Origin of the sequence: Flavobacterium sp. 20NA77.7, assembly GCF_031326205.1 — a bacterium.
In the GTDB taxonomy this organism is placed as follows: domain Bacteria; phylum Bacteroidota; class Bacteroidia; order Flavobacteriales; family Flavobacteriaceae; genus Flavobacterium; species Flavobacterium nakdongensis.
Genome location: NZ_CP133721.1, coordinates 2,059,180 through 2,078,843, shown reverse-complemented (window position 1 = coordinate 2,078,843; position 19,664 = coordinate 2,059,180). Strand labels below are relative to the sequence as shown.

13 protein-coding genes and 1 tRNA gene are annotated in these 19,664 nt (G+C 32.5%); 10 read left to right on the top strand and 4 right to left on the bottom strand.

Going from position 1 to position 19,664, the window contains the following annotated elements; genetic code table 11:
- Nucleotides 1-11: 11 nt before the first annotated feature.
- Both polA and RF683_RS09305 read right to left on the bottom strand, forming a co-directional pair.
- Nucleotides 12-2,870 (bottom strand): DNA polymerase I, encoded by a 2,859-nt coding sequence (gene polA, locus RF683_RS09310; protein WP_309532012.1) that lies wholly within the window; start codon nt 2,868-2,870, stop codon nt 12-14.
- A 165-nt stretch (nt 2,871-3,035) separates the two neighbouring features.
- On the bottom strand, nt 3,036-3,554 hold the full coding sequence (locus RF683_RS09305; RefSeq protein ID WP_309532011.1) for a hypothetical protein: 519 nt from the start codon (nt 3,552-3,554) through the stop codon (nt 3,036-3,038).
- 118 nt (nt 3,555-3,672) lie between these two features.
- Here RF683_RS09305 and RF683_RS09300 point away from each other — a divergent pair, with 118 nt between their 5' ends.
- Both RF683_RS09300 and RF683_RS09295 read left to right on the top strand, forming a co-directional pair.
- Nucleotides 3,673-4,899 carry a metallophosphoesterase gene (locus RF683_RS09300; RefSeq protein ID WP_309532010.1) on the top strand — a complete coding sequence of 409 codons (1,227 nt, stop codon included), beginning with the start codon at nt 3,673-3,675 and terminating at the stop codon, nt 4,897-4,899.
- A gap of 75 nt (nt 4,900-4,974) precedes the next feature.
- Nucleotides 4,975-5,274: a thioredoxin family protein gene (locus tag RF683_RS09295; protein ID WP_298659628.1), complete on the top strand. Its 300-nt coding sequence runs from the start codon at nt 4,975-4,977 to the stop codon at nt 5,272-5,274.
- 108 nt (nt 5,275-5,382) lie between these two features.
- On the opposite strand, the gene RF683_RS09290 is transcribed toward RF683_RS09295, so the two are convergent.
- Nucleotides 5,383-8,610 carry a glycosyltransferase family 117 protein gene (locus RF683_RS09290; protein ID WP_309532009.1) on the bottom strand — a complete coding sequence of 1,076 codons (3,228 nt, stop codon included), beginning with the start codon at nt 8,608-8,610 and terminating at the stop codon, nt 5,383-5,385.
- A 139-nt stretch (nt 8,611-8,749) separates the two neighbouring features.
- Between RF683_RS09290 and RF683_RS09285 the strand changes: the two genes are divergently transcribed.
- Nucleotides 8,750-8,820 (top strand) — tRNA-Gln (locus tag RF683_RS09285).
- A 47-nt stretch (nt 8,821-8,867) separates the two neighbouring features.
- On the opposite strand, the gene RF683_RS09280 is transcribed toward RF683_RS09285, so the two are convergent.
- On the bottom strand, nt 8,868-9,692 hold the full coding sequence (locus tag RF683_RS09280; RefSeq protein ID WP_309532008.1) for a universal stress protein: 825 nt from the start codon (nt 9,690-9,692) through the stop codon (nt 8,868-8,870).
- 183 nt (nt 9,693-9,875) lie between these two features.
- Here RF683_RS09280 and rimP point away from each other — a divergent pair, with 183 nt between their 5' ends.
- The 7 genes from rimP (at nt 9,876) to RF683_RS09245 (ending at nt 19,609) form a co-directional block, all read left to right on the top strand.
- On the top strand, nt 9,876-10,343 hold the full coding sequence (rimP, locus tag RF683_RS09275; protein WP_309533169.1) for a ribosome assembly cofactor RimP: 468 nt from the start codon (nt 9,876-9,878) through the stop codon (nt 10,341-10,343).
- A gap of 11 nt (nt 10,344-10,354) precedes the next feature.
- The gene (nusA, locus tag RF683_RS09270) at nt 10,355-11,596 is read left to right on the top strand and encodes a transcription termination factor NusA (protein WP_298659634.1); all 1,242 of its coding nucleotides are present in this window, start codon (nt 10,355-10,357) and stop codon (nt 11,594-11,596) included.
- Between the two features lie 82 nt (nt 11,597-11,678).
- A complete protein-coding gene (infB, locus tag RF683_RS09265) occupies nt 11,679-14,477 on the top strand; it encodes a translation initiation factor IF-2 (protein WP_309532007.1) in 2,799 nt (932 codons plus the stop codon).
- A 152-nt stretch (nt 14,478-14,629) separates the two neighbouring features.
- Nucleotides 14,630-15,232 carry a flavin reductase family protein gene (locus RF683_RS09260; RefSeq protein WP_309532006.1) on the top strand — a complete coding sequence of 201 codons (603 nt, stop codon included), beginning with the start codon at nt 14,630-14,632 and terminating at the stop codon, nt 15,230-15,232.
- A gap of 40 nt (nt 15,233-15,272) precedes the next feature.
- Nucleotides 15,273-17,564 carry an oxidoreductase gene (locus RF683_RS09255; RefSeq protein ID WP_309532005.1) on the top strand — a complete coding sequence of 764 codons (2,292 nt, stop codon included), beginning with the start codon at nt 15,273-15,275 and terminating at the stop codon, nt 17,562-17,564.
- Between the two features lie 6 nt (nt 17,565-17,570).
- A complete protein-coding gene (locus tag RF683_RS09250; protein ID WP_309532004.1) occupies nt 17,571-19,151 on the top strand; it encodes an AMP-binding protein in 1,581 nt (526 codons plus the stop codon).
- Between the two features lie 41 nt (nt 19,152-19,192).
- Nucleotides 19,193-19,609 carry an acyl-CoA thioesterase gene (locus RF683_RS09245; protein ID WP_309532003.1) on the top strand — a complete coding sequence of 139 codons (417 nt, stop codon included), beginning with the start codon at nt 19,193-19,195 and terminating at the stop codon, nt 19,607-19,609.
- Nucleotides 19,610-19,664 lie beyond the last annotated feature (55 nt).

The window sequence follows — 19,664 nt, the reverse complement described above, 5'->3', positions numbered from 1 at the left end:
GAAGTTTTTCACTAATGTGCTTCTAACCAATTTTTTCCTATTCCTATTTCAACTTCAAGTGGAACATCTAGTTTAAACGCATTTTCCATTTCATGTTTTATCATAGTTTTTAATTGCTCTAATTCGGTAATATGCGCATCAAAAACGAGTTCATCATGTACTTGTAATAACATTTTTGATTGCCATTTTTCAGCACTTAATTTTTGATGAATATGAATCATTGCTATTTTAATAATATCTGCCGCACTTCCTTGAATAGGTGCGTTGACTGCATTTCGCTCCGCACCACCTTTTACAATAGCATTAGCCGAATTAATGTCTTTTAAATAACGTCTTCTGCCAGAAATAGTTTCTACATAGCCATTTTCTCTAGCAAAATTTACTTGATTAGCCATGTAAGCTTTTAACTTTGGGTAGGTTTGATAATAGGCCTCAATCAAATCTGCACTTTCTTTACGGGATAAATTAGTTTGATTACTTAAACCAAAAGCAGAAACACCATAAATAATACCAAAATTCACTGTTTTTGCATGACTTCTTTGTGCTGTTGTTACGTCTTCTAATGGCACATTAAATACTTTTGCGGCGGTACTTCTGTGAATATCTTCATTGTTTTGAAATGCTTTTATCATATTTTCTTCGCCTGAAAGAGCTGCAATAATGCGCAATTCAATTTGGGAATAATCGGCAGAAAGCAATACATAATTTTCGTCTCTTGCAACAAATGCTTTTCTAATCTGTCTTCCTCTTTCTGAACGAATCGGAATGTTTTGCAAATTAGGATTATTAGAACTCAAGCGGCCTGTAGCAGCAACAGCTTGCATATAATCTGTATGCACTCTATTTGTTTTTGGATTAACCTGATTTGGCAAAGCGTCTACATAAGTACTTTTCAGTTTAATTAATTGACGCCATTCTAAAATATCTTTTACAATTTGGTGTTCGTTAACTAAATAACTTAACACTTCTTCGCCCGTTGCATATTGACCTGTTTTTGTTTTTTTCTGTTTTGTGCCGCCAATTTTTAATTTGTCAAATAAAATATCTCCAAGTTGTTTTGGTGAAGCTAAATTAAATTTTTCACCCGCTGTTTCGTATATTTTTTGTTCTAAATTTGAAATTTCAATTTGCATCTCAGTAGATAATGCTTGTAAAAAAGAGACATCGAGTTGAACGCCTTCTTGTTCCATATCTGCTAACACTTGCACTAATGGGATTTCAATTTTGTCAAATAATTTTTTTGTCCCCACTTTTTCTAAAATAGGTTGAAAATGTTCCTTTAATTGCAAGGTAACATCTGCATCTTCAGCGGCATATTCTTTGATGTCTTCTAGTGACACATCTCGCATTGATTTTTGCCCTTTACCTTTTTTACCAATTAATGTTTCTATTGATTTTGGAGAATACTTTAAATAGGTTTCTGCTAAAACATCCATATTGTGTCGCATGTCTGGATTAATCAAATAATGCGCTATCATCGTGTCAAAAAGAGGACCTTTTACCACGATACCATAGTTGTGTAAAACCTTTAAATCATATTTGATATTTTGTCCAATTTTTTCAATTGACTCACTTTCAAAAAAAGGTTTAAATTTTTGAAGTAAAATCAATGTTTCTTCTTGATTTTCGGGAAAAGGCACATAATAACCTTTTCCTTTTTCCCAAGAAAAAGACATACCTACTAATGTGGCATTTAGCGCATCTAAGCCTGTTGTTTCTGTGTCAAAACAAACAGATTGTTGTTGTAGCAAATTTTGAACAAATAGTTGAGTAGGCATTTCACCTTGTACAATTTGGTAAAAATGAGTTGTATTTTCTAAAGTTGCATAGTAGGAATTAGCGCTATTTTCATTAGATTCGTCTTCAGAAAATCCGAACAAATCCATTTGACTTTCATTTGTTTTTTTTGGAGCAACTTTCTTTATTTTTTCCTCTTCAATATTTGTTGATGTTAGTGCCGAATTATCAATTTCGTCATATTCTTTCCCCGTACCAAATAATTTATCAAATTGCGCTTTCATTTGACGGAATTCCAATTCTTGAAAAAGAACATCTGTTTTTTCAACATCAGGTTTAGACAATTCATAATCTACTTCGTCAAAGGTTACTGGACAATCGAGCAATATAGTAGCTAGTTTTTTTGACAAAATACCTTTTTCTTTATTGGCTTCAATTTTTTCTTTAAGCGCTCCTTTTAGTTTGTCTGTATTGGCTAATAGATTTTCCATCGAACCAAATTCAGCTAATAATTTTTTTGCAGTTTTTTCACCTACACCTGGTAATCCCGGTATATTATCCACAGCATCACCCATCATGCCTAAAAAATCAATCACTTGCAGCGGGTGTTCTATCTCAAATTTTGCTTTTACTTCTTCAACACCCCAAATTTCAATATCGTTACCCATTCTTGCTGGGCGATACATGAAAATGTTTTCGGACACCAGTTGTCCAAAATCTTTATCGGGCGTTACCATAAAAACTTTGTATCCTTGTTTTTCTGCTTGTTTTGCAAGCGTGCCAATTAAATCATCAGCTTCAAAACCTGCTTTTTCAATAATGGGAATATGCATTGCTTTAAGCAGTTCTTGAATGTAAGGCACTGCAATTTTTATCGCTTCAGGTGTCTCATCACGATTTGCTTTATAGTCGGTAAACATTTCTAAACGATAGTTACTTCCTCCTTTATCAAATGCAACGGCTAAATGATCTGGTTTTTCTCTTTTTATGACATCCATTAATGAGTTCATGAACCCTATAATGGCAGAAGTATCCATTCCTTTTGAGTTGATTCGTGGATTTTTTATAAAAGCATAATATCCTCTAAAAATTAAGGCATACGCATCGAGTAGAAATAATCTTTTTTGTGACATGTGTTTTGAATGTATGAAGATGTAAAAATACAATTCTTTGATTAAAAATAAGGAGTACTCTAAATATTATTTAGTTCATTTAAGATATTAAATTTTTAAAGCAAAGATAGAACACAAAAAAAGTGGCTTAATGCCACTTTTTTCTAATTTTAAATAAGCAAATAATTAAAATGTCATTTTTATACCAACTCCATTTGAATTTCCAATAATATTATATTCGATATTATAAGATTGTTCTTTCTTTTGATTTAGTAATTCTTGATTCATTAAATGAACCGCGTTTTTTATTCTTTTTGAATAGCCTATTTTTATGGGAATGGCTATTATTGCCATTGCACCTCCAACATATAAAAGTGTGTTGTTTTTTGGTAAATCTGAAACACTTTGAGGGCCATAAAATGTTTGGACAAAAGTTGGTTTTTTAGGAAAAAGTGATTCTGAAAAAAATTTACATAAAAAAATAGTTGTTCCACTATAAAAAAGAATATTTCCTACCGTTTTTTTGGTTTTTCCTGCATTGTATTCTTTCATGATGTCCTTTCTGTGACCAAAATAATTTTCAATATCATCTCGATGTAATTTTCTTTCATTTTCAAAAATTCTTCCACCCGATTTGTATTGATACACGTCTTGCGCAAAGCTAAATAATCCTGTAAGTAAACAAATTAACAATATTTTTTTCATAAAACGACGAAATTTAGTACAAAACAAAAATAATAAAATAGTTTAAACAAAACAAAATATTAACTTAAGTTTATATTTCTAAATTAAATAATGATTTACTTTGCATAAAAATAAAATTATGCGAGGTATCATTCCCATTATATTGTTAATCCTTATCGAAATTTATTCCTATCAGGTCGTAAAAACACTGTCTAGAAATAAGTGGATTATGTTGTTTTATATCATTATTTCTATTTTATTCATTTTATATTTACTTTTTGCATTTTCATCATTTGATAGAAGCGTTGGACAAACCAAATTTACTTTGTTTACTATTGGTCTGTTTTTATTGGTTTATATTCCAAAAATATTGGTTACGTTAATTTTAGTAACAGAAGACGTTTTTAGAGTTTTTGAAGGAGCCGTAAATTATTTTGTTGATGAAAATTCAGGGTCTTTTTTACATTCTAGACGAACGTTTGTGAGTAAAATAGCTTTAGGAATTGCAGCTATACCTTTTTTTTCCTTGTTATATGGGATGACCATTGGTAAATATAATTTCAAAGTAATCAAACAAACCTTATTTTTTGATGATTTACCAGCAGATTTTGATGGTACAACCCTCACACAAATTTCAGATATTCATAGTGGTAGTTTTGATAATGCCGAAAAAATTAAGTATGCTATTGATTTAATTAATGCACAACAATCAGATTTGGTTTTGTTTACTGGTGATATAGTAAATACACATGCAAAAGAAATGCATCCTTGGATAGCGATTTTCAAGAACATCCATCAGCCTGTTTTAGGAAAATATTCGGTTTTAGGTAATCATGATTACGGAGAATACATTCAATGGAATTCTGAAGAAGAAAAAGCTAAGAATTTTGAAGAAATTAAAGATTTACATCGTCAAATTGATTTCAAATTGTTAATGAATGAGCATGTAAAAATTAAAAAAGGAACGAGTGAATTAGCTTTAGTAGGTGTTGAAAATTGGGGGGTAAAATTTAAAAAAGCGGGAGATTTAAAGAAAGCTTCGGCAGGATTACAGCCTTCAGATTTTAAAATATTAATGAGTCATGATCCTAGTCATTGGGAATATGAAGTAAAAAACGACCCCAATCATTATCACTTGACATTGTCAGGTCATACCCATGGTTTACAATTCGGAATTGAGATTCCGGGTATATTTAAGTGGAGTCCGGTTCAATATATTTACAAACAATGGGCAGGATTATATGAAAATACAGGAAAATATATTTATGTAAATAGAGGTTTTGGCTTTCATGCTTACCCAGGAAGAGTAGGAATAATGCCAGAAATTACTGTAATTGAGTTAAAAAAATCTAAAAAAACGGTATAAATTAGTAAAAAATATACCTTTGTACTCAAATTATATAAAAATTTATATACATTTGTTCATTAAATACTTCAATTTATGTCAAAATTTGGAGAACTTATCGATGCTCAAGTACCTGTATTAATTGATTTTTTTACAGAATGGCACGAGCAGTCTATATCAATGAATGAAACAATTCGTCACGTTGCTGCGGCAATGGGAGACAAAGCAAGAGTCATTAAAATTGATGTGGACAAGAATAAGGAATTAGCCGAAGCATTAAGAATTAAAGGGTTACCTACTTTTATGATCTATAAAAACGGTCAAATGGTATGGAGGCAAAGTGGTGAGTTTGATGCCAATACTTTAATTACACTTATTCAAGAACAATCTTCTTAATATAATCGTATAGATTCAATAAATTATGGCTACCACATTGTGTTGTAGCTGAATGTTTTATTGTTTATTTATAAAAAAAGGGCTGCTTTATAAAGCAGCCCTTTTTTATTATTCGTTTTCACGTTTATAGTTGCCCATCAATTCGTTATAACTATTAAACTTTATGCGCTCTTGATTGTAATATTCAATATCATTATTTTCTTTAGCTAACATCAACAAAGATCTGTACAATTCAATTTCTCTGTAAATATCCATTTTATAGAATATTTTTTGTTTTTCGCTTTGCGATTTAAAGAATTTGATTTTTTCTTGACGCTTTTTAATCAATTGATTTAATATATTTCTTGCCTCGGCTGTTTTGCCCATTTTGTAATAGCCTTCAGCAAATGGTTCTACTGTAGTATAGTATTCAAAATAATCAATAGGCAAATTCTTCATCGCTATATTGATGATTTTTTGCGCTTTGTCAAATTTCTTTTCTTCAATTAACACTTCCATTAATCGAGATAGGTTGCCTCTGTAAGAAAGCGCATTTTTACGAGTTTCTGGGTCGTGATAAATCTTTGAACTACCCGAATTACCCCATTCCCAACGCATTACATTGTTATACATTTTGTCAGAATCGATGTAACCTAACTCATAAGGGTTTTCTTCATTAATAGGAGTTTTTATAGGTACTAGTTTATAGACCATGCCGTCTAATTGCAGGTATTCTTTCATCCAAATATAGTCATCAGCACCAAAACTTCCTGGAGAGAAGTAAATAGGACGTTTCCAGTTATTTTGATTGAAAATGTCCAGCATCATTAATCTGTTTTTATATAATGCCCCACCTTTTAATCTCATTTTAATTTCTGGTACAATGTCTTTGTAGTATTTTGAAGAAACAACTTTGTTTTTAATAATAGTGTTCTTGTCAACTTTTACTTTAATATTGTCACTTGGGTAATAATGTACAAATTGACCATTATTCATTTCTCTTTTAGATCGATCATCCTTTAAGAAATCTAACATTAAATTTAAATCAATAGTATCTTTTGTTTTTTCAATAAATAGTGAATAATTACGTTTGTCTCCTACATAATCACTATGTTCAAAAGAAATAGGTAAAGGTTCAGATGCATTTGACTTCATTTTCATTTCATCTATATACCAGTCTGTTGCTAACAAGCTAGTGTTTACAATTCTAACATCTGTTCTATATCCTTCAATTTCTTGTAAATACCATAGAGGGAAAGTGTCATTGTCTCCAATTGTAAATAAAATAGCATTTTTATCACAAGAATCGAGATATGCTTTTGCCATAGCTACAGCTGTATATTTTCCAGAACGATCATGATCATCCCAATTTTCTGAAGCTAACAAAATTGGAGAAGCAAGAAGTGTTGCGGCTAATACGGCCGGTAGAGCAACTCTTGGCGAAATATACTTCAATACATATTGATAAATAGCATACACGCCTACACCTATCCACATAGCAAATACATAGAACGAACCTACTAGAGCATAATCTCGTTCTCTTGGTTCAAAAGGTCTTTCGTTCAAATAAATTTTTAAGGCTAATCCTGTGAATAAGAATAATACAAGCAAAACATAAAACGATTTCCATTCGTGTTTTGCATGAAAATACATTCCAATTAGGCCTAAAATTAATGGTAAAAAGAAATAGGTGTTTCTTCCTTTATTATTTTTCATATCACTAGTCAGTTCATTTTGATTGTCTAGTAGCCAGTTGTCAACAAATGGAATTCCACTCAGCCAATTTCCTTCCAAACTTTCATAGTTACCTTGTAAATCATTTTGTCTTCCTACAAAATTCCACATTAAATAACGGAAATACATGTAGCCAAATTGATATTCAAACATAAACTGAAGATTATCTGAAATTGTCGGTTTTTCTACAATCAAATAATCACCATACGTTTTTAAAAACTCCAGATAGCCGTCTAAGTCCACCTTTTTTTCACTATAAGCTTTTCTAAAATCAGATGCAATTTCGGTCATTTGCCCCATTTGTTCTTCATTCATTTCCCCTGTTTCTTCATCAACAAAAGCTTCTGGGTCAATTCTAAACTCAAGAGGTTTAGTAAATATCATATAATTTTTAGCATGCTCTTCACTCCACATTCTTGGTAAAATGGTGTTGTGTGCTCCGTCATAATTTTGTTTAGCATTCTTAAAATTATTCGTAATAATATATTTACCTGTTTTGGAATCTCTTTCATAATTAGGCTTATCGTCTTGATATGGATTTTCTTTGTCTAATCCAGAAAACATAACCGAATATTGAGAACCATAAAATAGTTTTTGTTCGCCATATTGTTCTCTGTTGTAGTAGGCTAATACTTCAGCAGCATCACTTGGTTTGTTTTCATTAATATTAATGTTCGAATTTGCTCTAATAGGCAGCATAATCCAAGTTGAAAATCCTATAAGTACAAATAAAGTACAAAGCAATAAGGTGTTGTATGAAGTGAGTCCTTTTTTCTTAGTATAATTTAAGCCAAAATAGAAAAAACCAATAATTAGTAAAAAAGCAAAAATAGTTCCAGAGTTAAAAGGTAATCCAATTTTGTTTACCATGAAAATCTCTGTTTTTGCAAAAAAGGCCAATGTGTAAGGTAATAATAATTTAAAAATGAATAATAGAATAGCAACAATTACAACGTTTGCAATAATAAAACCCTTTACGGTAATGTTTTTGTGTTTTTTAAAGTAGTATAACAGCCCAATTGACGGAATAGTTAAAAGAGCCATGAAATGAACCCCAAATGAAAGGCCAATGACTAGTGAAATTAAGATTAACCACTTATTGCCTCGTTCGTTTTCTATGTTTTCTTCCCATTTTAAGCCTAGCCAAAATAAAATGGCAATGAATAAAGATGCCATAGCATATACTTCGGCTTCAGAAGCGTTGTACCAAAAACTATCTGTAAAGGTATAAGAAAGAGCAGCTATTAAGGATGCGCCTAAAGTTATTTTACCTATATTATCATTCCATTCTGTTTTATGTGTAGCAATTTTTTTGATGATTTTTGTTAATGACCAATACATAAATAAAATAGTAAAGGCACTCGAAAATACAGAAGTCATGTTAACCATCAGTGCAATGTGTTCTTTACTAGCGGCAAACATAGCAAAAAAAGCACCTATCATTTGAAATAAAGGTGCACCAGGAGGGTGTCCTACTTCAAGTTTGGCAGCAGTGGCTATATATTCTCCGCAATCCCAAAAACTCATTGTAGGTTCTACGGTTAAAGTATAGGTAATTAATGCAACGGTAAATGCTGTCCAACCTAATATTGTATTCCACTTATTGTAATTAAATGACATCATAATAAACTCTGTTTTAACACTACAAAGAAACTATTTATTGTACAGAATACCAATTAATTTTTTCTTAAAAAAATTTTTAAATAAAAATTTGCAGGAAATAAAATATGTGTTACATTTGCACTCGCAATTACAAAATAATTGGTCCATGGTGTAATGGTAACACTCCGGTTTTTGGTACCGTCATTCAAGGTTCGAGTCCTTGTGGACCAACAAAAAATCCCGCCAAAAGCGGGATTTTTTAGTTTATAACTTTCAGTTTATATTTTGAATGTAATAACAGGTCTTTTAGAGTGGTTTACTAAATCTTCAGAGATGCTTCCATTGAAAAAATGCGCTAATCCTTTTCTTCCATGTGTACACATACCTATTATATCAGAATTCGAATCTTTGGCAAAATGTAAAATTCCTTTCTCTACATTTAAATCATTATAAATGTGTGTAGAATAGTTTTGGAAATCAAATTCGGCAATAAATTCTTGCATTCTTTTTTCTGCAACTCTTGAAGGCGAAAAATTATTTGGCGTTGAAATGTTAACCAATTTAATATGTGAGTTAAAACTCTTCGCAAATTCAATAACTTTTGCAAAAGGTTTTTTAATTTCATCGGAAAAATCAGAGGCAAATACTAAACTATCTGCTTTGAATGTTTCTTCTTCTTTTTTGATTACGAGTGTAGGTATTGTTGAGTTTCTAACCACTTTTTCAGCATTAGATCCAATAAACATTTCTTGGAAACCACTTGCGCCATGCGAACCCATAACAATTAAATCTACATGATGCTTTTCGGCATTTTCAATAATACCTGTAAAGGCCATATGAAATTGGACAACACTTGAAACATCAATACCATTCAAATAAGAAGATTCTTGCAATTCTTCTAATTTATTTACAGCGGCATTCTTGAAAAACATTAATTCTGGTATGTCATGTGCGGTTGACAAAGCATCATTTCCAGATGTTGACAACTCTAACATGTGTAAGATAATAATTTTTCCGTTATTTTTTTTTGCGATTTGAGCAGCTACTTTTAAAGCATATTCGGCATGTTTTGAAAAATCTGTAGGGACTAAAATAGTTTTCATTAGTATTTAATTTTGATTTGTAAATTTCTACACTATAAAGTTACAAAAATTATTTTAACAATTGTTTAAAAATCTTAAAAAATCATATTTTGTTCCATTTTAAAAAAAAATGTTTATATTTGCGCAGTTATTTAGTAATCAAACAAATAATGAGGCACGCATTGCGTGCCTCTTTTTATAGAAATTACATTGAAAGACAAAGTAAAAAACATATTAGACGCTGTGCTTGCAGATTATGAGCAGTTATTTTTAATTGAACTATCTGTTTCTGAGAATAATAAAATCATTATTACGCTTGATGGAGACAGTGGTGTTAATCTTCAAGATTGCATTACAATCAGTAGAGCGGTTGAACAAGAATTAGATAAAGAAGAATTGGATTTTTCTTTAGAAGTGGCTTCAGCGGGAGTGTCTAGTCCATTAAAATTTGTAAGACAATATAAAAAAAATATAGGAAGGAAGTTAAAGGTTAAAACAATTTCAAATGAAGAAATTGAAGCGCTTTTGACAGATGCAGATGACGAAGCGGCTACTTTTTCTTGGAAAGCAAGAGAGCCAAAAAAAATTGGTAAAGGAAAAGAAACAGTTGAGAAAACAGTACGTTTACCATATGGAGAAATAAAAGAATCAATAGTACTAATATCATTTTAATATAGCGTATCATGGAGAATATTGCATTAATTGAATCATTTTCAGAGTTTAAGGACGATAAACTTATAGATAGAGTTACCCTTATGGCAATTCTAGAAGATGTGTTTAGAAATGCTTTGAAGAAAAAATATGGTTCAGATGAAAATTTTGACATTATCATAAACCCTGATAAAGGAGATATGGAAATTTGGAGAAATAGAGTCGTTGTTGCAGATGGAGAAGTGGAAGACGAAAATTCCGAAATTTCATTGTCAGAAGCAAGAAAAATTGAGCCAGATTTTGAAGTAGGTGAAGATGTTTCAGAAGAAGTGAAATTAATTGACTTAGGAAGAAGAGCTATTTTAGCTTTACGCCAAAATTTAATTTCAAAAATTCATGAGCATGATAATACAAATCTTTACAAACAATTTAAAGATTTAATAGGAGATATTTATACCGCTGAGGTGCATCATGTGCGACCAAAAATGGTAGTATTAATGGACGACGATGGAAATGAAATTGTTTTACCAAAAGACAAACAAATTCCAAATGATTTCTTTAAAAAAGGTGAAAATGTTCGTGGAATTATTGAAAGTGTAGAATTAAAAGGAAATAAGCCTCAAATAATTATGTCAAGAACTGCTCCAGATTTCTTAGAAAAATTATTTGAACAAGAAATTCCAGAAGTTTTCGACGGATTAATCACAGTAAAAAAAGTAGTTAGAATTCCAGGTGAAAAAGCAAAAGTAGCCGTAGATTCTTATGACGATAGAATTGACCCTGTGGGTGCTTGTGTGGGTATGAAAGGCTCACGTATTCACGGTATAGTTCGCGAGTTAGGAAATGAAAATATCGACGTAATTAATTACACAAACAACACACAATTATACATAACAAGAGCATTAAGTCCTGCAAAAGTTTCCTCTGTAAAAATTGATGAAGAAAACAAAAAAGCAGAAGTATTCTTGAAAATTGAAGAAGTTTCAAAAGCAATCGGACGTAATGGTCAAAACATAAAATTAGCGAGTCAGTTAACAGGTTATGAATTAGATGTCATTCGCGAAGGAATTGTAGAAGAGGAGGATGATGTAGAATTAAGAGAATTTACAGACGAAATTGAAGAGTGGATCATTGAAGAATTTGAAAAAATTGGTTTAGATACTGCAAGAAGTATTTTAGATCAAGATGTAGATGATTTGGTTAGAAGAACAGATCTTGAAGAAGAAACAATTTTAGATGTAATTAGAGTGTTAAAAGAAGAGCTTGAAGGCTAAATTCTTAAAAAAAACAGAATAAATAATTACCTTTGAGGAAATAAAGACAACACAACAACTAAATTTTAGCAAAATACAATATATGTCTGAAGAAAGAGCAATACGAATTAATAAAGTCTTAAAAGAATTTAATATTTCATTGGATAGAGCAGTGGAAACACTTAAGGACAAGGGGCACACTATTGAGCACAGTCCTAATGCAAAAATATCTCAATTGGAGTATGACGTTTTATGCAGTACTTTTTCGGCTGATAAGGGGAACAAAGTAGCCTCTAAAGAAGTAGGTGAGGAAAAGAAAAAAGAGAAAGAAGCTCTTAAACGTGAAATCGAAAAAGACCTCGAAGAAAAACGTCGCGCTGAAGATGAAAGACAGAAACAAGAAATTATTAAAGCAAAAGCCACTGTAACAGGTCCAAAAACACTTGGTAAAATTGAGCTAAATCCAAAAAAAGGAGAAGTTGCTGAACAAAAAAATGTTTCGGAAAAACCTGTAGCTAAAGTTGTTGAAAATACCGTCATAACAGGAGAAGTAAAAGCAGAAACTCCTTCTGAAAAACCAAAAACAGAAACTGAATCGAAAAAAGTTTCGGCACCAGCTTCAGTAGAAAAGAAAAAAGAAACAACTACTGCCCAAGAAGAGGGTGCACCAATTGATGAAACAATAAAAACCCAATATCAAAAACTTTCAGGAGCTACTTTTACAGGTCAAACAATTGATTTATCTCAATTTAATAAGCCTAAAAAGAAAAAAGAAGAACCTAAAAAAGATGGTAAGCCTGCTGGGGCGGGTAATGCAAATCAAGCTGGAGCGAATAACAACAAAAGTAAACGCAAAAGAATTACAAAACCCACAGGTCCAAATACTGGAGGCGCTACTAATAATACACAACAAGGAGGTCAAAGAAAACCATTTGCAGGAGGAAATGATAGATTTAAAAAAGGAGGACCAAAACCAGTTGTAGCTAAAGTTGAGCCTACGGAAGAAGAAGTTAAAAATCAAATTAAGGAGACATTAGAAAGATTACAAGGAAAAGGTAATAAATCTAAAGCTGCTAAATATAGAAGAGATAAAAGAGATACGCATCGTCAACGTTCAGAAGACGAACAATTACAACAAGAATTAGAAAGCAAAATCTTAAAAGTAACCGAGTTTGTTACGGTTGGAGAAATTGCTACTATGATGGATGTGCCTATTACAAAAGTAATTGGAACATGTATGTCTTTAGGCATAATGGTTACCATGAATCAGCGTTTAGATGCAGAAACACTAACTATTGTTGCAGATGAATTTGGGTATGAAGTACAATTTATTACAACAGATATTGAAGAAAATATCGAAGTGATAGAAGATAATCCAGAAGATTTAACACATCGTGCACCAATCGTAACTGTTATGGGACACGTAGATCACGGAAAAACATCTTTGTTAGATTACATTAGAAAAGCAAATGTAATTGCTGGAGAATCAGGAGGAATTACACAACATATTGGCGCGTATAGTGTAACTTTAGAAGCAGGTCAAAAAATTACATTTTTAGACACACCAGGTCACGAAGCCTTTACAGCCATGCGTGCACGTGGAGCCCAAGTTACAGATATCGCTATTATTGTAATTGCTGCAGACGATGATATCATGCCTCAAACAAAAGAAGCAATTAGTCATGCCCAAGCAGCTGGAGTTCCTATGATATTTGCTATAAATAAAGTAGATAAACAAACTGCAAATCCTGATAAAATCAAAGAAAAATTAGCTTCAATGAACCTTTTAGTGGAAGAATGGGGTGGAAAATATCAATCTCATGACATCTCTGCTAAAATGGGAATGGGAGTTACAGAACTTTTAGAAAAAGTATTATTAGAGGCCGAAATATTAGAATTAAAAGCAAATCCAAATAAACCGGCACAAGGAACAGTAGTAGAAGCTCAGCTAGATAAAGGACGCGGATATGTTTCTACTATCTTGGTACAAGCAGGGACACTTAAAATTGGAGATTACCTTTTAGCTGGTAAAAACCATGGTAAAATCCGTGCCATGTTTGACGAAAGAGGACATACTGTAAAAGAAGCAGGTCCTTCAACACCAGTATCTATCCTTGGATTAGATGGAGCACCAACAGCAGGAGATAAGTTTAATGTATATGAAGACGAAAGAGAAGCAAAACAAATTGCCGCAAAACGCACACAATTAATGCGTGAACAATCCGTTCGTACACAAAAACATATTACCCTTTCAGAAATTGGACGTCGTATTGCTTTAGGTCAGTTTAAAGAATTAAACATAATTCTTAAAGGAGATGTGGACGGTTCAGTAGAAGCATTATCTGATTCATTCTCTAAATTATCAACGGAAGAAATTCAAATTAATATTATACATAAAGGAGTTGGAGCAATTACAGAATCTGACGTATTATTAGCGTCTGCTTCAGATGCCATTATTATTGGATTTAATGTTCGCCCTGCTGGAAATGCAAAAGCATTAGCTGAAAAAGAAGAAATTGATATCCGTAATTATTCTATTATTTATGCAGCTATTGATGACTTAAAAGATGCAATGGAAGGTATGCTTTCTCCAGAATTAAAAGAAGAAATTACAGGTACTGCCGAAATTAGAGAATTGTTTAAAGTTTCTAAAGTTGGTACAATTGCTGGATGTATGGTTACAGATGGAAAAGTAATACGTAGCAACAGAATCCGACTAATTAGAGAAGGTGTTGTTATTTTTACAGGAGAATTAGTCGCTTTAAAACGTTTCAAAGACGATGTAAAAGAAGTATCTAAAGGGTACGATTGCGGTATGCAAATTAAAGGATACAATGATATTAAGGAATACGATATTATTGAAAGTTTCCACGAAGTCGAAGTAAAGAAAAAATTAAAATAATAACTAATCCCGAGTTTAATTCTTGGGATTTTTTTTGCTATAAACCTAACAGACTTCCAAAAATTTTAATAAAAACGAAATAAAATCCGCGATTAAATTAGTTTCTTATCCTTTTTTTCTCTTATTTTTGAGAGGATTATAATAAAAGAAACATGCAATTCGACATTCAAAACACCGAATCTTCGGCTTTATATAAATTATTGACAGGAACAGTCATTCCAAGACCTATCGCTTGGGTAGCCACAATCGATGAAAATGGAATTGATAATTTAGCTCCGTTTTCGTTTTTTAATGTCGTTAGCGAAGACCCGCCTCATATTATGTTTTCAACGGTTCGAACAGGAAATAAAAATAAAGACACGTTGAATAATATTCTTGCCAATCAGCAATTTGTAGTCAATTTAGTTACGGAAGATGTGGTTGAACAAATGAATACTACTTCGCAATCTGTAGCAGCTGATGTAAATGAATTTGAATTGGCAAACGTAACACCAATAGAATCCGTTTACATCAAACCAAAACGAGTAAAAGAAAGTTTGGTGCATTTTGAATGCGAAATGGTACATCATTATTTTATCGAAAAGCATCAAAATGGGGGCGCGTGTATTATCATTGGAAAAATAATTACGATGCATATTGACGATTCAATTTTGATGGAAAATCATAAAATAAATGTAGAAAAATACAAACCTGTCGCGCGTTTAGCAGGTTCTAATTACAGTAAATTAGGAGAAATATTCTCTATTAAAAGATAATTTAATTATCAATTATCCATTGTTAATTATCCATTAAAATATGAAAATAACAGTTATAGGTGGTGGTCCAGGCGGACTTTACTTTTCGATATTAACCAAGAAAGCAATGCCGCATTGCCAAATTGACATTTACGAACGTAATAAGCCCGATGATAGTTTTGGTTTCGGTGTAGTGTTTTCAGATGAAACCTTGGGCGAATTTCTAAAACGCGATATGAAATCGTATGAATTAATACGAAGTAAATTTGCCTACTGGGATGATATTATAATTGCGAGAGATGGCGAATCCGTAACTATTGCAGGAAATGGTTTTTGCGGTTGTTCAAGAAAAACCCTTTTGCAATTACTTCAACAACGTTGTGTGGAAGAAGGTGTAAACTTGCATTTCGAACAAAACGTAGAGGATTTGTCTCAATTTGCAGACTCTGATATTATTCTGGCAACAGACGGAATTGGAAGTGCTATTCGTACACAATATCAACAAGAATTTGGAACAAAAATCGAGTTAAAGAAAAACCGATTTGTATGGTTAGGTTCTACAAAACCGTTAGATGCTTTTACTTATTTTTTCAGAAGTACGCCTCATGGAACCATTGTGGCGCATTCGTATCAATACGAAGAAGGTATGAGTACTTGGATTTTTGAATGTAGCGATGAAACTTGGCAAAAACACGGTTTTGAAGTAACCAATGAAGCCGATACGATGGCAAAAATTGCCGAAATCTTCAAAGATGAATTAGATGGTCACCCACTAATTTCAAATAAATCACACTGGCGCCAGTTTCCGCATGTAACGAATGAAAATTGGTACCATAATAACATTGTTTTATTAGGTGATGCCAAAGCTACAGCCCATTATTCTATTGGTTCAGGAACAAAATTAGCGATGGATAGTGCTATTGGATTATCAGATGCGGTTATTGCTCATCCAACTAATGTTCAAGCCGCTTTTGCACAGTACGATAAAACCCGAAGAAATACGGTTGAAATGATTCAGTATGCCGCCATCGTTTCATTGGATTGGTTTGAAAATATGGATCGTCACATGCAACATACATTTCAGCAATTTGCTTTTGGTTGTATGACGCGTTCTAAAAAAGTAACGTATGAAAACTTACGCTTAAGAGATAGTTCATTTACAGATAAGGTTTTAAATGAATTTACCGATAATTGTCATTCTGAACTTGTTTCAGAATCTCCTGCCTTTACGACTTTCAAATTACGAAATTTAGAATTACAAAATCGTATTGTAATGTCGTCAATGGGGCAATATGTAGCCGAAAACGGATTGGTAAATGATTGGCATTTTCAGCATTATACATCTAGAGCTGTAGGTGGTTTAGGATTAATTTTTACCGAAATGACCGCTGTTTCTGATACTGGAAGAATTACTGAAGGATGCGCTGGAATTTACACCGAAAATCAAGTAAACGCTTGGAAACGAATTACTGATTTTATTCACCAATATACCCAAACCAAAATCGGAATTCAATTGGGGCATTCAGGAAGAAAAGGCTGTTCAAAAATTCCTTGGGAAGACCAATTTCAGGGTAATAAATGGGAGTTGCTTTCGGCTTCTGCTATTCCGTTTAATGAAAATTCGGATTGTCCAAAAGAAATGACGTTGGAAGATATGCAATTGGTTAAAAATCAATTTGTAAAAGCTGCTAAAAATGCTAACGAAGCTGGTTTTGATATGATTGAATTACAAGCGCATCACGGATTTTTATTGGCCTCTTTCTTATCTCCATTGACTAATATTCGCACCGATGAGTTTGGTGGAAGCGTTGAAAAGCGATTAAAATATCCAATAGAAGTTTTTACAGCCATTCGAGAAGTATTTCCAAAAGAAAAGCCAATTTCTGTTCGTATATCTGCAACCGATTGGGCTGAAAACGGAATTTCAGAGCAAGATGTTTTGGTAATTTCAGAAGCGTTTAAAAAAGCAGGTGCTGATATCATCAATGTTTCTACAGGTAACACCGTGTCACATCAAAAACCACAAACCGGCAGAATGTGGCAAACGCCTTTCTCAGATGCAGTTCGAAATACGGTTCATATTCCAACAATAACAGCTGGTTACATTCAAGATATAGACCAAATTAATACGATTATTTTAAACGGAAGAGCCGATTTAGTAGCACTTGGAAGACCTTTATTATTGGATGCTAATTTTGTACGAAATGCGCAAGCGTACGAACAATTTCGCGCAACAGATATTCCAAATTCCTATAAAATGGGCATTTCACATTTGTATCCATTAAAAGCTTCAGAGCGAAAACAAATGGAAGGCATGAAAAAAGCATTGAAACCGAAAAGTAATAAGAAGTAATAAATAATGAAGGATAATTTTGCTCAAATAAATTTACCTAAACTGGAATTACAACCAGAATATACCTTTTTGGATTTACCGCAATTCCAACAACCTGAACTATTGAATTGCGTAGAAAAATTACTTGGCAATCACATCAAAGAAGGTAGAGGAAATGCTGTTTGTATTCGAACCTTTGAGGAAACTTGGACGTATCAAGATTTGTATGAAAAAGCCAATCAAATTGCACATGTTTTAGTCGAAGATTTAGGTTTACAATCGGGAAATCGAGTGTTGTTGCGTTCGGCGAATAACCCAATGATGGTAGCTTGTTGGTTTGCGGTTTTAAAAGCAGGCGGAATTGTCGTAGCAACCATGCCATTATTACGTGCTAAAGAAATAACCACTATTATTGATTGTGCTGAAATTTCTCACGCCTTTTGTGATAGCGATTTAGCCGAAGAAATGAATTTAATAACTTCTGATTTTCTAAAACACATATGTTTTTACAGAAATTCTGATTTAGAAAAGTTAATAGAAAGTAAACCTAAAATATTTGACAATTATCCTTCAAATTCAAATGATGTAGCTTTAATTGGATTTACTTCAGGTACCACAGGTTTACCAAAAATGACGGCGCATTATCATAAAGATATTCTAAATATTTGTGAAGCATTTCCAAATTATTCGTTGCAACCTACTGAAAATGATATATTTATTGGAAGTCCGCCAATTGGTTTTACTTTTGGCTTAGGTGGTTTGGTGTTGTTTCCGATGTACTTTGGTGCTTCCACTTTTTTAATTGAAAAACCAAGTCCAGACGTGTTGTTACAAGCCATTCAAGATTATAAAATTACGATTTGTTTCACAGCTCCAACTGCTTGGCGAATGATTACCACTAAAATTCAAGAGTACGATATTTCGAGTTTACGAAAATGCGTTTCTGCAGGTGAAACGTTACCGTTGAAAGTTTGGCAAGATTGGTACGATACTACAGGACTAAAAATTATTGATGGAATTGGCGCTACTGAAATGTTGCATATTTTTATTTCATCCAATGAAGAGAATATGAAACCTGGTGCCACAGGAAAGGCAATCACAGGTTACGAAGCTAAAATTATTGACCAACAAGGCAACGAATTACCAAGAAATGAAGCTGGAAGATTGGCGGTTCGAGGAATTACAGGTTGTAAATATTTGAATCGAGAAGAAAAACAACGCGAATACGTTGAAAATGGCTGGAACATTACAGGTGATATTTTCCGACAAGATGAAGAAGGGTATTTTCATTTTGTGGCTCGTGGCGATGATATGATTATTTCTTCAGGATATAATATAGCGGCAATTGAAGTAGAATCCGTACTTTTAACACATAAAGCTATTTTAGAATGTGCCGTTGTGGGTTTACCCGATGAAGAACGAGGGATGTTGGTTTGTGCGCATATTGTTTTAAAAGAACAAGAAATGGCAGATGAAGCATTAAAAATTCAGATTCAAAATTGGTTTAAAAGCACAGCAGCGCCGTATAAATATCCAAGAGTAATTAACTTTGTTACAAGTTTGCCAAAAACTGAAACAGGAAAAATTCAACGATTTAAGTTAAAATAATTAGTACTAATTTTGTAATTAGTGTTTAAAATAACAGAAATATGCAATTTATAAAACAAGAAAAAGTTCGTTTTCAACATATAGATTATGCCGGAATAGTTTTCTATCCGAGATTTTTAGAAATGCTCAACGGTTTAGTGGAAGATTGGTTTGAAGAAGCCTTAGATCGACCTTTTTCAAAAATGCACGAAACAAACGGTATTCCAACAGTTGATTTAAAAATTCAATTCAAAAACGCTGCACGTTTGGGTGAGATCTTAACTAAAAAACTTTGGGTAAAAGAGTTAAAAAACTCTTCAATAATTTGTGGATTTGAGTTTGAAAACGAAAGCAATACTATAGTTTTAGAAGGAGAAGTTACCTTAGTAAATGTAGCGTTCAACCCAGAAAGAAACGGCATCAAAGCCGAACCTTTTTCAGAAGAAATGAAGAATAAAATTATGAATTACCAATTATGAATTACGATTTAGTCTCATTTCAATTCATAATTAGTAATTTTCAATTCGTAATTAA

Bases quoted from the DNA above. Each gene is read 5' to 3' on its own strand.
- polA (WP_309532012.1), bottom strand. From the start codon at position 2,870: ATGTCACAAAAAAGATTATTTCTACTCGATGCGTATGCCTTAATTTTT.
- RF683_RS09305 (WP_309532011.1), bottom strand. From the start codon at position 3,554: ATGAAAAAAATATTGTTAATTTGTTTACTTACAGGATTATTTAGCTTT.
- RF683_RS09300 (WP_309532010.1), top strand. From the start codon at position 3,673: ATGCGAGGTATCATTCCCATTATATTGTTAATCCTTATCGAAATTTAT.
- RF683_RS09295 (WP_298659628.1), top strand. From the start codon at position 4,975: ATGTCAAAATTTGGAGAACTTATCGATGCTCAAGTACCTGTATTAATT.
- RF683_RS09290 (WP_309532009.1), bottom strand. From the start codon at position 8,610: ATGATGTCATTTAATTACAATAAGTGGAATACAATATTAGGTTGGACA.
- RF683_RS09280 (WP_309532008.1), bottom strand. From the start codon at position 9,692: ATGAAAACTATTTTAGTCCCTACAGATTTTTCAAAACATGCCGAATAT.
- nusA (WP_298659634.1), top strand. From the start codon at position 10,355: ATGGAGAATATTGCATTAATTGAATCATTTTCAGAGTTTAAGGACGAT.
- infB (WP_309532007.1), top strand. From the start codon at position 11,679: ATGTCTGAAGAAAGAGCAATACGAATTAATAAAGTCTTAAAAGAATTT.
- RF683_RS09260 (WP_309532006.1), top strand. From the start codon at position 14,630: ATGCAATTCGACATTCAAAACACCGAATCTTCGGCTTTATATAAATTA.
- RF683_RS09255 (WP_309532005.1), top strand. From the start codon at position 15,273: ATGAAAATAACAGTTATAGGTGGTGGTCCAGGCGGACTTTACTTTTCG.
- RF683_RS09250 (WP_309532004.1), top strand. From the start codon at position 17,571: ATGAAGGATAATTTTGCTCAAATAAATTTACCTAAACTGGAATTACAA.
- RF683_RS09245 (WP_309532003.1), top strand. From the start codon at position 19,193: ATGCAATTTATAAAACAAGAAAAAGTTCGTTTTCAACATATAGATTAT.